Genomic DNA, 14,274 nt, shown 5'->3' on the forward strand with positions numbered 1-14,274 from the left:
TAATTAACGCTTTAAGTCAACTTATTATCAATACTCTATTTTTTACCTTTATAAAGGTTAGCTTATGTCACGCCAGACAACCAGTCTCAACAAACCTCAGACGCTTGTACAAGTGCAGCCCAAACTGGCACGATATGTCGGTTTTTTTGCGATTGGATACACGCTCGCCAGTACCATATTTATGATGATACAGACCAAACTTACGCTCAATCCACAATTGGTTATGGTTGTTTCTATTATCGTGGGTGCTTACATCGCTGTCAGTAAATTTATCAAACATCAGAAGCGAGCATTAGCGCGAGATGAGATTAATAAGTTGATGTTAGGTGGGGTTGTGATTGTCTGGATGCTGACTGTTATTTATTTTTCAGCCATCTGGTTTTGGCTGTTTGATACGATAAGCCGTGAGGTACTGTTTGAGATGGCGATGCAGCGTCCACTGCCCTTGCTTTCATCACTAATACTGATGCTGGTCCTCACTCTAGTCAGTGCGCGAATCAGTCTATGGTCTATCAATCGATTATTAGACCCTATACGCAAATCAACGTAAGTACAAACCATCATCTACAAGGTGCTACAAAGTTTTCCCCTGCTAATGCGTAAAATCCGTTAGGCTGAGTTTAGGGCGCGTCATTATTTTAACAATAGTACTAAAAATGAGACAAAGTAAGACGCGCCCTAGTAAGTAAAATTTTAGCGATGACTTGTTTTACTTTTATAATAGGAGCGAACATTATGGACATGATCTTTTTTGACAACATAGACAAGCTTGGTCGTATTGTTTTGACGACTGTTATGGTTTACGTGTTGATCGTGACAGTTACCAAAATCTCTGGCAAACGCTCAACGTCGCAGCTAAACAACTTCGATTGGATCGTGACGGTCATGATCGGCTCGTTGGGTGCCAGTACGATTTTGCTCAAAGACATTCCCTTTGTTGAAGGGGTTTCGTCTATTTTAGTATTGTACCTATTGCAATTTGTGGTGACCAAATATGCGTCTGTTTCACCGCAATTTAGTAACTTTATTTTATCAGAGCCGCGTATCGTTTTTTATCAAGGGCAGTTTTTGCCAGATGCCATGCGTGATGAGCGCTTGACGCGTCAAGAAATCGAATGTGCCATGCGTTCTGAAGGGATTAATAGTTTTGATGATGTCGAAGCTATTGTTTTTGAGTCTGATGCAAAATTGACTGTCATTCCAAAGCCAAGCCAAGCGGACGATCAAAGCGCAAGTAGCAACGTATCAGAGACGATTAACCCTCTGATGTAAATTGTAGACAATGAAGAACGAACGATACAACTATTAAGAACACGGCCTAGTAAGCTTGAATTTAATTATCGAGATGGTAAGCATTATGAAAGTAAGGATTTTGACCGTTGGCAATAAAATGCCTAGCTGGGTACAGACAGGTTTTGACGAATATTACAAACGCATTCAACCGATGCTCAGCACAGAAATTGTCGAGATTGCGGCAGCCAAGCGGGCAAAAAATCCTTCAGATGCTAATTTGGCACAGTACCGTGAGCAAGAAGGTCAGGCCATATTAGCCGCTCATAATGCATCAAGCCGCGAGCAATTATGGGTGCTAGATGTCAAAGGCAAGATGATTTCGACCGAAGGACTGGCTGATAAGCTCGCAGATGGCATGCAGCAAGGCGATGATATTGTCTTGGTCATCGGCGGTGCAGACGGCGTCTCGCCAGAAGTATTGGCAAAGGCCGATGCAAAATTATCACTATCAGCACTGACATTGCCGCATCCGCTAGTACGCGTCGTACTTATGGAGCAATTGTATCGCGCGATGAGTATCAATAATAACCACCCTTATCACCGTGGTAATTAAATAAAATACTAGGGTATGTCCTCATTTTAAAAATGGGAACACGCCTTAAGCTATTTGTTTGATTTAAAACATCAACCCTAAAATAGATTGAAAAACTGGCGCACGCCCTAATAAATGCAACATGAAATATCCAAAACGTGCGACACCCAACGCCTCCAAGCCCTCTCATCAACGTGATGACTATCATAGTGTGCAGACGCCTATTACAGCGGCTGCCGCATGGGCAAATACGTCTGATGTAGCGACAAACATATCTAAGCTACCAGCGCTCTTTATATCGCATGGCGCGCCTACGCTCGCAATTGAGCAGTCTGCGACGACCAGTGCACTGGCTCGTATCGGTCAAAACTTACCTAAGCCACGTGCTATCGTCATCATGTCAGCGCATTGGCAGTCAGCAAAGCTAGAGATTAGCAGTAATCCACAGCCAAAGACATGGCATGACTTTTCAGGGTTTTCGCCTGAACTTTACGACATTCAGTATCCTGCTATAGGTCAGCCAGCACTGGCTGAGACACTTGCACAGCAGCTGACCGCACGTGGCATTACTTGTAGTGTCAATCCAGTACGTGCCTGTGATCATGGCGTGTGGGCGCCGCTCAGACATCTGTACCCAGAAGCCGATGTGCCTATCGTACAGATATCACTGCCGCAGCATTATGACAGTATCGCCTGCTATCAGTTAGGTGCACAGTTGGCACATCTGCGTGATGAGCAAATCCTCGTCATTGGCTCAGGTAACATTACGCATAATTTGCAAGCATTGCGCTGGGAAGCTGACAGCATCGATCAAGCAGCCAAAGCGTTTAAACAGTGGTTGTTGCAGCAGCTCAAAATAGACATTCCCACAGCGCTCGATTGGCAGCAATATCCAGACTACAAGGACATTCATCCAAGTGATGAGCACTTGCTACCGCTGTTTTTTGCATTAGGTACTGGTCCGCGCGTCTCTGTCGTTCATCAAAGTATGGCTCATCATAGTTTAGGTATGGACATTTATCGCTTTGATTGAGTGCTAACAATCCAGACCATAGAATTCAATCCTACTTCTCAAAAGCGTGTTTGGTAAATAAACCTGCGCGCTCCATCTCGCCCGCCACACTGAATAATGTTGCTTCATCATTCATACGCCCGATGAATTGCATACCAATCGGTAGGCCTTTTTTGCTCATGCCAACGGGTACTGACATCGCGGGTGACCCTGTAACATTACCCAATAGTGTAAAGCCCATTTTACCTAATACAGGGGCACTGAGCTTTTCTATCATGCCTGAGCTAAAGGCATATTTACCCATATTAAAGCCTTTGTTAAGCACCTCGGCGCTACGCATCATCATCTCATCCATACGACTTGGCGGTAGCACACCATGCTTTACCGCAGGCGTGGGCACAGTCGGGCACAAAATCATATCGTAGTCTTCTAGTAATAGACCTGTCTGATACTGGCTATGATGCCAGCCATGTTTGGCGTGTGCTAAATCAACCGCTGACAATGAGCGCCCGAGCAGTGCCATATTGTAGGTTTGTGGCTCTAGGTTTTTGATGTGGTTAGCCCCAAACTCACGCTCGATATTATCAATCGTAAAAGCCGTATGCGCGCAGACCACAACGATAAAGTCATGCCAGAACTGCTCGATATTGATGTTTGGCTCGGCTGGCACTACTTCATGACCCATAGACTCTAATTGCTTAGCCGTTTGCTCAAGTACCGCCAGCACCTCTTTGTCCACTGTCGTATTGGCTATCAAAGGCTGCTGATGCAAAGCGATTTTTAGCTTTCGCGGTGCACGCATTGCCGCTTGCAAAAAAGTACCATCTGGCGGAGCAATAACGTAAGGGGCGCCAATCTCTGCTCCACTAGTGGCATCTAGCATCGCCGCACTATCGCGCACTGAACGCGTAATCACATGGTCAGCTACTGCCCCCTCCCAGCCTTCACCAAGATTAGGGCCCATTGGATTACGTCCACGGCTTGGCTTTAACCCAAACGTACCGCACCAAGCAGATGGAAAACGTATCGAGCCGCCACCATCACCGCCGCCTGCCATTGGTACAATACCGCTCGCAACTGCTGCTGCACTGCCCCCTGACGAGCCGCCAGAACTGTAGCCTTTTTTAAAAGGATTGTGAGTAGCACCATGCGCTTTTGGCTCAGTAGTGATAATCAAACCAAACTCAGGCGTGTTAGTCTTGCCAAAGGTGTTGACCCCTGTCGCTTTCATCCGTTTGACGATTTCGCTGTCTTTTTCTGAAATGATATTGACACTGCGGCTACCCATTGTAATCGGCTCGTCAGCGAAGCTAAATGACAAATCTTTTAGTAAATACGGCACGCCAGTAAATACACCTGAAGGCAAACCCGTCTGCGCAGCATTGTATGCACGCTCATCAAAACGATGCACAATAGCGTTTAGCTTAGGGTTGATTTGATTGGCTTGATGGACAGCAGCATCTAGCAATTCCTTTGCGCTGACCTCACCTGAATTAACCAATGCCGCTAAGGCGAGACCATCATACTGAGTATATTCTTTAAACATAACCAACCTTCCTTGGAGAGTAATTTTATTAAGACTATGTCGCACTCATATTTTCTAAAACTGATGACTATTTTTTCATAAACTACTGTCAGTTTAGTATAAAAAACCGTGCCTAATATTTCATAAACGGACTCGTTAGTCATCTGGTCGATTTCGCTAGTTAATAAGCTAGTATACGAATCTACTCTTCGCGCCCTAGAGCATATTGAACAATAAGAGCTTACTTCCAAACCTGCAATTTATAAAAGCATTATTAAGTTTCTTCCATAAAAAAACGAGCCATTCTCATGACTCGCTTTTCTGTTATCAACTTAAAAATTAATCCTACATCAATAGTTCACGCTTGCCACTTTTGCCCATCGAGCTGACCAATCCAGCTTCCTCCATAGAATCGACAATACGCGCGGCACGGTTGTAGCCGATGCTGAATTTACGCTGAATGCTTGAGGCAGAAACTTTACGTGTTTCCATAATAAAAGCCACGGCATCATTATATAAATCATCATCTTCACCAGAGGCATTGGCTGTACTACTACCGCCTGGGCTAGACAATTCAAAATTGCCTGCCATATTATCAATATAATCAGGGGCGCCGCGCTCACGCCACGCATCACAGACACGGTTAACTTCTTCATCGCTGACATAGGCACCATGTACACGATCTGGCTCAATCTGCCCTGGCCCTAAGAACAACATATCGCCGTTACCCAGCATATCCTCTGCACCGCCACTATCTAGAATCGTACGTGAATCGACTTTTGAGTTGACTCTTAGTGCCGCACGTACAGGAATATTGGCTTTAATCAGACCTGTAATGACATCGACTGACGGACGCTGAGTCGCTAGCATTAAATGAATACCGGCAGCACGCGATTTTTGTGCCAAACGTGTGATGAGCTCTTCGGCTTGTTTACCAACTTGCATAATCATATCGGCAAACTCATCCGCAACAATGACAATCATGGGTAGTGTTTTTAGCTTGGGTGCTTGGCTAATACTTACGCTGTCATTTGGACGCCATAGAGGGTCGAGCATAGGATTGCCTGATTTCTCCGCCGCAATGACCTTCTTGTTGAACTCATTGAGCTTACGAACCTTTAGCAAGCTCATTAGCTGATAGCGACGTTCCATCTCGGCCACACACCATGACAAGCTACTGGCCGCTTCCGTCATATCGGTGACTACTGGCGTTAACAAGTGTGGAATATCATTATAGTTAGCAAGCTCTAACTGCTTTGGATCAATCAAGATAAGGCGCAGCTCATTGGGTGTATATTTGAGTAGCATCGATAGTAGCATCGAGTTAACCAATACTGATTTACCAGAGCCTGTAGTACCAGCGACCAGCATATGCGGCGCACGCGCAAGGTCGGTAATGATTGGGTTACCACCGATGTCTTTACCCATCGCCATGCTAATCTGCGCTTTAGGGTCTTTGAACGTTTCGGTATTGAGCAGTTCAATCAAACGTACCATTTCACGTTTCTTGTTCGGCACTTCGATACCGATGTACGGTTTACCCGGAATCACTTCGACCACACGCAAAGAAGCCATCGATAGTGAACGCGCTAAATCACGCGAAATACCTGTGACTTTACTAGCCTTCACACCAGCAGCCAACTCTACTTCGAAACGGGTGACGACAGGCCCTGGAATAGCATTAACCACAGAGGCTTTTACGTTAAATTCTTGTAGTTTAATTTCTAACAACTCAGACAGTTTTTCAAGCTCAGCCACAGTATAGCTAGGCTTGCGGTCAGGATCTGGCTTATCCAATATAGACACTTCTGGAATAGGCGTCAGGCTGCTGCGATAAGCTGCCGTTTGCATCGAGCGCGACTTTTGACTGAAGGCTGCGTCATCACTAATATGCGGCATGACCAGTACATTGGTGTCGTCATCACTGTCGTCCTCTGGCATCATATCAGTGATATGGTTGCTGCTATCACCCTCTGGGACAGCAAAACTAACAGATGGTTGCACGGGCGCTTTCGGCTCAGGCTGTACATTGGAGACTGGACTAGTTACTTCCACCGTTGGCGCTGCTTTTGGATTGGCAGGAGGCGTATTGGTTGGTGTCATGTCTGAAACGTCTGGCACATCTGACAATGCAGGCTCAGTCTTTACTGTTACCGGAGCAACTTCAGGCTCAGAGACTACTGCTGTCTTTTCAGTATGGGGCAAATCTACAGGCGTATCAAACGGCTGATTGGCTGAATCCTGTGCAAAGATAATAGGCTCTTCTACGACGGGTTCTGGTGTCTTCTCTTGTACGATTGGCTCAGCTGCTACAGTTTCCTGAACAGGCTTAGAATCTTCAGACGTTTCTACAATAGATTCTGTAGGTTCTGATATATCAGCATGCTCTGCCAACCATGCTTCTGCTAATTTATTTACTTCTGCAGTCTCATGTGTCGTAGAGATTTTAGGTTCAGCAGGTTCAATGACTGGCTGACTGGCCAAATCACTGTGCACTGACTCATCAACTGATGGCTGAGCTAGTGATTCTTTATCATGTATATCTAATTGAGCAACCGCTTCCGTCATGGTAGTAGTCACAGTAGCAGGTACTGCTTTCTCTAACGATGCTGTGGTACTAGTACACGTTTGGGAATAGTTAGGTACAGGCATAGCCGAGCTGTCCATGCCACTAGCACTGTAAGCCATTTGCTCACTTGCAAGTAAGTCGTCGACCGTATTGGCGTCATTCCATGCAAAGCTTGGCTCAACTTTGCGAGTAACAGGTGCAGTCAAGTTTGAAACTAATGGCTGTACTGTATTGTTGACCGTATTGTCAGTAGAGTTATTAATCGAGCCTATATCGGTACTTGCCTGCTCATTTTTGACATTACTAGGTGTTGCCGCTGCTTTCGCTGCGATGACAGAGGCTTTGACACTATCTGCCAATCCTGATGTGGCCAAAAAGTCTGACAAGACACTACCGAAACGTCCACTACTACTGACGTCTTGAGTACCGCTAGTATTTTCCGTAGACTGCAACTCAAGTGGCAGCTGCTCATGCTCTACTTTTTTATCTACCGACTCATCTAAGTTTTGGCTATCATCTTGTGATGCAATGCTCGTTTCAGTAGCGTTGATAGCATCCTGACTTTTTACACCTGAACCAAGCCATGACAGCGCACGAACCTTTTGATATATCGTCATCCAATGGATATTAAAGGCAAACGTAGCGGTAATCACAACGAATACTGCTAAGAAAACCACACTCCCCCACTGCGATAGCAGCTGTGCCAAACGCGCCTGTAACTCTAGCCCGATGATACCACCAGCGACACCTTCGAGGCCGATTGCGTCAGGGTTCGTGACTTGTTGAACTAAAGAGACCAATTGTGCAAATAATGCGCTAGCACTTAATAGCAAAAACACATAAGCGACCAATCGCATGAGCCAAAACGTTGGCTTGTTTTCCCACCAAATTAGGATAGATTCGTAAACCACAAATGCCAAAAACCACCAAGCCCCAAACCCAAAAAAGCTGTAAAGCAAATCGGATAACCATGCGCCTGCCTCGCCGCCCATGTTATTAATCGTGGTCATATCACTACTGATGTGCGACCAGCTAGGATCGTTGCCTGTGTAAGTCATCAAGATGACAAACAGATAAACGGCCAGTATTAACCCAAGGAGGGTAAACATTCCCTTTTTTAAATACTCAATAAGCGGTGCTGATATCACGTAAGATCTGCCTTGTTATTAATACTAAATGGTCGCCAATGCATGACTAAGCCTAATCATGCTGACATAAAGTGTTGACATAAATGTACCGAGCGAAGTGTTTGTTTGGCATGTGCCGATCATAGAGCCTTGAAACAACCGTTATCGCTTGGCTCCTACTACACTTGGCATAACTTCTTATAATAACAAATACATAGGTGCAGTGGCGACAGTCTTCTCAAGAAAGCGTGTAAGAAAGTAAATCAGTAGACACTTTGCGTAAGAAAACAGCTGGTTAGCGAAACACGAGTGGCAAAATACAGCTAACTGTATTGCTTAAATTCTATAAAATAGTCTCTGTTTTCGCACTTATGTTCCAAAGTTATTTATTCTTTGATTCTAATGATACCTGTGTTTGTTTTAGCAAACTTGCACTTTGTGCGCTGTGCCCTTATGTTATTATCACACAGCAATTAGAAGAAGCATATTTGTAGTCATTTTTGATATTCATCTTTTATTATATTTATAACTTACATTTTTAATTCGTATATTTAGCAAGGAACAACTCATGGCAACTGACACTACTGCTCCACGTCACGAAAAGCTCATTATTTTAGGCTCAGGTCCTGCTGGCTACTCTGCCGCAGTCTATGCAGCACGCGCTAACCTTAAGCCAGTTATGGTTACTGGGATGGAAGTCGGTGGACAATTAACCACCACTACCGAAGTCGACAACTGGCCAGGCGATGCGCATGATTTGACAGGTCCTGCATTGATGGAACGGATGAAAGCGCATGCAGAACGTTTCGGTACTGAATTGGTCTACGATCACATCAACGAAGTAAACCTAAACGAGCGTCCTTTTCAATTGACAGGTAACAACGGTAGCTATACTTGTGACGCGCTCATTATCTCAACTGGTGCCTCTGCACAGTACTTGGGACTAGAATCAGAGACCAAATTTAGAGGGCTTGGTGTATCAGCCTGCGCCACTTGTGATGGTTTCTTTTATAAAAACCAAAAAGTTGCGGTAATTGGTGGTGGTAATACAGCGGTTGAAGAAGCTTTGTACTTATCTAATATTGCGTCTGAAGTGACCTTAGTGCATCGCCGTGACAGCCTACGCTCTGAAAAAATCTTGCAAGACAAGCTATTTGAAAAAGCCAAGAATGGTAATGTCAAAATCGAATGGAACCATCAAGTAAAAGAAGTGGTCGGTGATGACATGGGCGTCAATGGCGTCGTCATCGAATCAATGATTGATGGTAGCACCAAACAACTAGATACAATGGGTATGTTTGTCGCTATTGGTCATAAGCCAAATACTGACTTGTTCAAAGGTCAGTTGGACATGAAAGATGGCTATCTAATCGTTAATAGTGGCTTGAATGGTAATGCCACTCAGACCAGTATCGAAGGTGTGTTTGCCGCAGGTGACGTAGCTGATCACGTTTACCGTCAAGCTATCACTTCTGCTGGCACTGGCTGTATGGCTGCGTTGGATGCTGAAAAGTACTTGGATGCACTGGGCGAAACGGTCGCTCGTGATCACACTTACGATTCAACCCTAACTGCAGATAAAGAAGCCTAAATGGGCAACTTTACTCAACAGCACGATAAACACATTACGCCTGAGACTTTAAAAAGTCTTGGGCGTTATGACTTTCCTGATCCCATTTCTATCGATCCTGATGGTATTGGTATCGTTGCGATGGGCGGTGACCTAGCACCTGAAACGCTGATATCAGCCTACGCTCAGGGGCTATTTCCTTGGTTTAACGAAGATGAGCCTATTGCTTGGTGGTGTCCCGAGCCGCGTTGCGTGATTGTCCCCTCTGCCTATCAACCGAGCAAGTCTCTACGTAAGCAAGCAAATCGCGAACGTTGGCAAGTGACGCTTAATCAAGCTTTTGACGATGTCATACATGCCTGTAGCTTACCGCGTAGCGATGGCCTTAATGACAATCATCCCGAAGGTGAGCACACTTGGATTCACGATGAGATGATCGAAGCCTATACCAAACTGCATGCACAAGGCTTTGCTCATAGCATTGAAGTTTGGGACGAAGCAGGTCAACTGATTGGCGGATTATACGGGTTAAAGATAAACGGCATCTATTTTGGTGAATCAATGTTTCATCGAGCGTCTAATGCGTCAAAGCTAGCGTTTTGGGGTCTGATGCGCTTATGTGAGCAAAGTGATGTCGCACTCGTCGACTGTCAGCTACCGAACGATCATTTGATGAGCTTAGGTGCGACTACTTTACCGCGTGCTGATTTCCTAGCTCAGTTAGACAACTTAATAGGCAGCCAGTCTGTGCCATGGCAAAAGCACTCTCATAAACCGTTAGCCGTATCGTTACTGGATAGCGAATCGCCGTGGCAACTAGAGTTATGATTATCATAGCGAAAAAAAATAAGAGGTTATTATGGCACTTGATACATCGTTTCTATTGATTGGAGAGCTAGCAGCAAAGGCCAATACGACCAAAGATACGGTTCGCCATTACGAGCAATTAGGCCTACTAAAATCTCGCAAGCGTCAGGCAGGCTCACGTTTATATACCGAATTTCATCCAGAATGTATCGAACGCATAGAGCTGATCAAAAGCGCGCAAGCTATTGGCTTTACGCTTACCGAAATCAAAAACAGTCTAAATGATTATTATGATGGTCATTTGGATATTGATTCACAGCTTTTACTCACTCAGCAAAAGCTAGAACAAGTCAAAAAACAACAAGCCAATATCAGCATAATGGTTGAGCTGCTCAGCGAACGCTTGGATATTTTAGGTCGAATGAAAGCAGATAGCGATTATCAGCTTGATGTGGAAGTCTGTAAAAAGAAAATTCCTTTGCAATGAAGCTTAAATCTTAGTTAATTCTGTTTTTATATCGTAGCCGCTATAGCTACTTTTATCATCGCCTCTTATTTTTTATTAGGGCGTGTCCTCATTTTAAAAATAGTGATAAAAATGAGAAAAATTGCCGTCAAACGAGGAAAATAGTGCAGATAATATCGAGATATTGACCAACTATTTGACGATGTTTGGCAAAATTTAGCTGTTTTTAGCCCATTTAGAGGACACTCGTTTGAATTGAGGACATGCCCTAAGCTTTACTCACTTCATTAAATATAAGTATGCTGCATGATTAATGCATCGACTGCTGGTTTATGTGGCATTTTATAATATCCTTTACGCTTATGAATAATATTGAATGCCTGTTGCTCGTATAACGCTATCGCCGCTGTATTGTCTGCACGTACCTCTAACAAAAGACTCTCTACCTGATTAAGCTGTAACAGCTCATGCAGTTTGTTCAATACCTGTGAAGCAATGCCTTGGCGTTGGTACTTTGGATCAGTTCCGATACGTAACACCTCTGCTTGCTCAAAAGTTGTTTGATATAAGCAATAGCCAACTATCTCACGGTAAGAAGTACTCTCTTCTTCGATTTGATCGTAAGCAGTCAATAGACGAATACTGTTCTGCTCAAGCAACTCAGTCAATGTTTTCTGATTCCAAGCATCATCTGGTTGCACCATTGCTTCTATATTGGCAACAGTTTGAATAACGTTTTCGAGTTCTGCTGTATTTATTGGTAATACTTCTATCGCAAACATGACGTTCCTTTCATTTCATTAGTCTTATCATTTGGTTGTACTTAAATTATATGAGTAAGTAACTACATTATTTATTTCTCAACAAAAAAAAGGCCACCCTAGATAGGATGGCCTTTTTTATGACTAATTCAAAAGCTCATTACTGAGACTTATATTAGTTCAATACGTTAGCAACAACACCAGCGCCTACAGTACGGCCGCCTTCACGAATTGCGAAGCGAAGACCTTTGTCCATAGCGATTGGGTGGATAAGCTCTACGCCCATCTCAACGTTATCACCAGGCATTACCATTTCAGTACCGTCTTGTAATTGGATTGCGCCAGTTACGTCAGTAGTACGGAAGTAGAACTGTGGACGATAGCCGTTTAGGAATGGTGTGTGACGACCACCCTCTTCTTTTGACAATACATATACTTCAGCGTCAAACTTGGTGTGAGGAGTGATTGAACCTGGCTTAGCTAGTACTTGGCCACGTTGTACGTCTTCACGCTTAGTACCACGTAGTAGTACGCCACAGTTTTCGCCTGCACGACCTTCGTCAAGCAGTTTACGGAACATCTCTACACCAGTACAGGTGGTTTTTTGAGTGTCACGGATACCAACGATTTCGATCTCGTCGCCAACTTTAACGATACCAGATTCAACACGGCCTGTTACTACAGTACCACGACCTGAGATTGAGAATACGTCTTCGATTGGCATTAGGAATGCTTTGTCGATGTCACGCTCTGGCTCTGGGATGTAGGTGTCTAGTACGTTTAGTAGTTCTACAACAGCTGGTTGGCCGTATTTTTCTTCTGAGCCTTTTAGGGCTTCAGTAGCAGAACCTTTAACGATAGGAGTGTCGTCGCCTGGGAAGTCATAGTCGTTCAATAGTTCACGAACTTCCATTTCTACTAGCTCTAACAATTCTTCGTCATCAACCATGTCACATTTGTTCATGAATACGATGATGTACGGTACGCCAACCTGACGTGAAAGCAAGATGTGCTCACGAGTCTGTGGCATTGGGCCGTCAGTTGCAGATACTACTAGGATTGCGCCGTCCATCTGGGCAGCACCAGTGATCATGTTTTTAACATAATCGGCGTGACCTGGGCAATCTACGTGAGCATAGTGACGGCTGTCTGTGTCATATTCTACGTGTGAGGTGTTGATTGTAATACCACGTGCTTTTTCTTCTGGTGCTGAGTCAATAGACGCATAGTCTTTCGCTTCGCCACCAGAGGTGATTGCAGCTACGGTTGCGATTGCAGCGGTAAGGGTTGTTTTACCATGGTCAACGTGTCCGATTGTACCGACGTTGACGTGTGGCTTGTTACGTTCAAACTTGGCCTTTGCCATGGGTATTTCCTCTTTTTTTGGTGAATGATCAATAAAAAGCTGTTTAATGGCTCATAATAGAATTAAATCATCATAAACCTAGCTATCAACCGCACGAACCACTGCTTAAACAGTGCTCCGAACTAATTCTTGTATCCGTTATTATACGCTGACTTGTCTTAAATAGTCATACATCTCTCAATCGAAATCAACTTCTCTCTAACTAGTAGATATAAAGCTCGATTGATTATAACCTTTCTTATAACCGTATAATTATCTTGATATGCAAGGTCGCGATATTAGCTGACCGACATCATCAAACAATCCGTAAAATCCGTTAACATATGGAACAACAGTCCAGTTCCAACGATATTAAAAGGCTTACGAAGAAAGAGTAAAACAAAATACACTAGCATCGCATAATAAGTATGTAACGGATGAAAATTAATGCTACATCTATTTGCCTGAAATATTGGATTTGCTACCAGATGATCTATATCAACCAACATGGTTGCAAGCAAAATCAGATATGCTTTTTTCCACTCTTTTCTAAAAAACGCAATCGCGATAAAAAGAGGGAAACCAAAATGCAAAAAGTAATGTATTAATGTCTGCATACTGGCCTATTAGCTTTAGTCTTCTCTATATAGGACCATCAAAACCAATATTTATTAATATACTGACAGCACTAAAAGGCAACACCTCAGTGTCACCTTTGAATCATTGTCTACCGCACTACTGTTATATATTTCAATATTCTATAATTTCGATATCGACGCAAAGTTATATAAATAGCAAAACAAGCATAAAAGGTATAAACAATAAATGGAGCTCATATCGAGAATTGAACTCGAGACCTCTCCCTTACCAAGGGAGTGCTCTACCGCTGAGCTATATGAGCGTATGTTGAAACCTTTGAGCTGCACTAAAAAAAATATCACGATGCAGCAATAATTACTGACTCTCGTGATGATTTGTTGTTATGCTTTGCGATGGTGTATATATGGAGCGGGTGGCGGGAATCGAACCCGCGTCATTAGCTTGGAAGGCTAAGGTGTTACCATTATACCACACCCGCATTTACTCTTATTCAGGATAACTCTAATCGAGAGTTATGAGATATAGAGAGTATGCTTGGCGCTATGACAAACTTTAGAAAATATGGTGGTGGGGGAAGGATTCGAACCTTCGAAGCTTTCGCGACAGATTTACAGTCTGTTGGGTTTGACCGCTCCCCAACCCCACCTTAGGTTGCTTTGAACAAAAA

The 14,274-nt window shown here is 43.8% G+C and carries 12 protein-coding genes and 3 tRNA genes; 7 read left to right on the forward strand and 8 right to left on the reverse strand.

Going from position 1 to position 14,274, the window contains the following annotated elements; translation table 11 throughout:
- Nucleotides 1–64: 64 nt before the first annotated feature.
- The 4 genes from ACTXGF_RS24785 (at nt 65) to ACTXGF_RS24800 (ending at nt 2,858) form a co-directional block, all read left to right on the forward strand.
- A complete protein-coding gene (locus ACTXGF_RS24785; protein WP_443535379.1) occupies nt 65–550 on the forward strand; it encodes an ABZJ_00895 family protein in 486 nt (161 codons plus the stop codon).
- A 185-nt stretch (nt 551–735) separates the two neighbouring features.
- A complete protein-coding gene (locus tag ACTXGF_RS24790) occupies nt 736–1,272 on the forward strand; it encodes a DUF421 domain-containing protein (protein ID WP_201607407.1) in 537 nt (178 codons plus the stop codon).
- An 85-nt stretch (nt 1,273–1,357) separates the two neighbouring features.
- Nucleotides 1,358–1,846, forward strand: a complete 489-nt coding sequence (gene rlmH, locus ACTXGF_RS24795; RefSeq protein WP_443535377.1) for a 23S rRNA (pseudouridine(1915)-N(3))-methyltransferase RlmH — start codon at nt 1,358–1,360, stop codon at nt 1,844–1,846.
- A gap of 121 nt (nt 1,847–1,967) precedes the next feature.
- Nucleotides 1,968–2,858 (forward strand): DODA-type extradiol aromatic ring-opening family dioxygenase, encoded by an 891-nt coding sequence (locus ACTXGF_RS24800; RefSeq protein WP_443535375.1) that lies wholly within the window; start codon nt 1,968–1,970, stop codon nt 2,856–2,858.
- Nucleotides 2,859–2,889: 31 nt separating this feature from the next.
- Here the strand turns inward: ACTXGF_RS24800 and ACTXGF_RS24805 are convergent, their stop codons facing one another.
- Both ACTXGF_RS24805 and ACTXGF_RS24810 read right to left on the reverse strand, forming a co-directional pair.
- The gene (locus tag ACTXGF_RS24805) at nt 2,890–4,383 is read right to left on the reverse strand and encodes an amidase (protein ID WP_443535373.1); all 1,494 of its coding nucleotides are present in this window, start codon (nt 4,381–4,383) and stop codon (nt 2,890–2,892) included.
- A 324-nt stretch (nt 4,384–4,707) separates the two neighbouring features.
- Nucleotides 4,708–8,079, reverse strand: coding sequence for a DNA translocase FtsK 4TM domain-containing protein (locus tag ACTXGF_RS24810; protein ID WP_443535372.1), 3,372 nt, complete (start codon nt 8,077–8,079; stop codon nt 4,708–4,710).
- A gap of 547 nt (nt 8,080–8,626) precedes the next feature.
- Here ACTXGF_RS24810 and trxB point away from each other — a divergent pair.
- The 3 genes from trxB to ACTXGF_RS24825 are packed head-to-tail and all read left to right on the forward strand — an operon-like array spanning nt 8,627 to nt 10,922.
- A complete protein-coding gene (trxB, locus tag ACTXGF_RS24815; protein ID WP_057758497.1) occupies nt 8,627–9,649 on the forward strand; it encodes a thioredoxin-disulfide reductase in 1,023 nt (340 codons plus the stop codon).
- Nucleotides 9,650–10,456, forward strand: coding sequence for a leucyl/phenylalanyl-tRNA--protein transferase (gene aat / locus ACTXGF_RS24820; protein WP_443535370.1), 807 nt, complete (start codon nt 9,650–9,652; stop codon nt 10,454–10,456).
- A gap of 31 nt (nt 10,457–10,487) precedes the next feature.
- Nucleotides 10,488–10,922 carry a MerR family transcriptional regulator gene (locus ACTXGF_RS24825; RefSeq protein WP_057758493.1) on the forward strand — a complete coding sequence of 145 codons (435 nt, stop codon included), beginning with the start codon at nt 10,488–10,490 and terminating at the stop codon, nt 10,920–10,922.
- Between the two features lie 266 nt (nt 10,923–11,188).
- Here the strand turns inward: ACTXGF_RS24825 and rimI are convergent, their stop codons facing one another.
- From rimI to ACTXGF_RS24855, 6 genes are all read right to left on the reverse strand, one after another.
- On the reverse strand, nt 11,189–11,683 hold the full coding sequence (gene rimI / locus ACTXGF_RS24830) for a ribosomal protein S18-alanine N-acetyltransferase (RefSeq protein ID WP_443535367.1): 495 nt from the start codon (nt 11,681–11,683) through the stop codon (nt 11,189–11,191).
- 154 nt (nt 11,684–11,837) lie between these two features.
- The gene (gene tuf / locus ACTXGF_RS24835) at nt 11,838–13,028 is read right to left on the reverse strand and encodes an elongation factor Tu (RefSeq protein WP_057758488.1); all 1,191 of its coding nucleotides are present in this window, start codon (nt 13,026–13,028) and stop codon (nt 11,838–11,840) included.
- Between the two features lie 278 nt (nt 13,029–13,306).
- Entirely contained in the window at nt 13,307–13,624 is a 318-nt protein-coding gene (locus tag ACTXGF_RS24840; protein WP_443535616.1) for a DUF6122 family protein, read from the reverse strand.
- A gap of 209 nt (nt 13,625–13,833) precedes the next feature.
- Nucleotides 13,834–13,908, reverse strand: a tRNA-Thr gene (locus ACTXGF_RS24845).
- 103 nt (nt 13,909–14,011) lie between these two features.
- A tRNA-Gly gene (locus ACTXGF_RS24850) sits at nt 14,012–14,085 on the reverse strand.
- An 84-nt stretch (nt 14,086–14,169) separates the two neighbouring features.
- Nucleotides 14,170–14,253, reverse strand: a tRNA-Tyr gene (locus ACTXGF_RS24855).
- Nucleotides 14,254–14,274: the final 21 nt, after the last annotated feature.

The sequence above is a fragment of the Psychrobacter sp. 1Y6 genome (assembly GCF_052258385.2).
In the GTDB taxonomy this organism is placed as follows: Bacteria; Pseudomonadota; Gammaproteobacteria; order Pseudomonadales; family Moraxellaceae; genus Psychrobacter.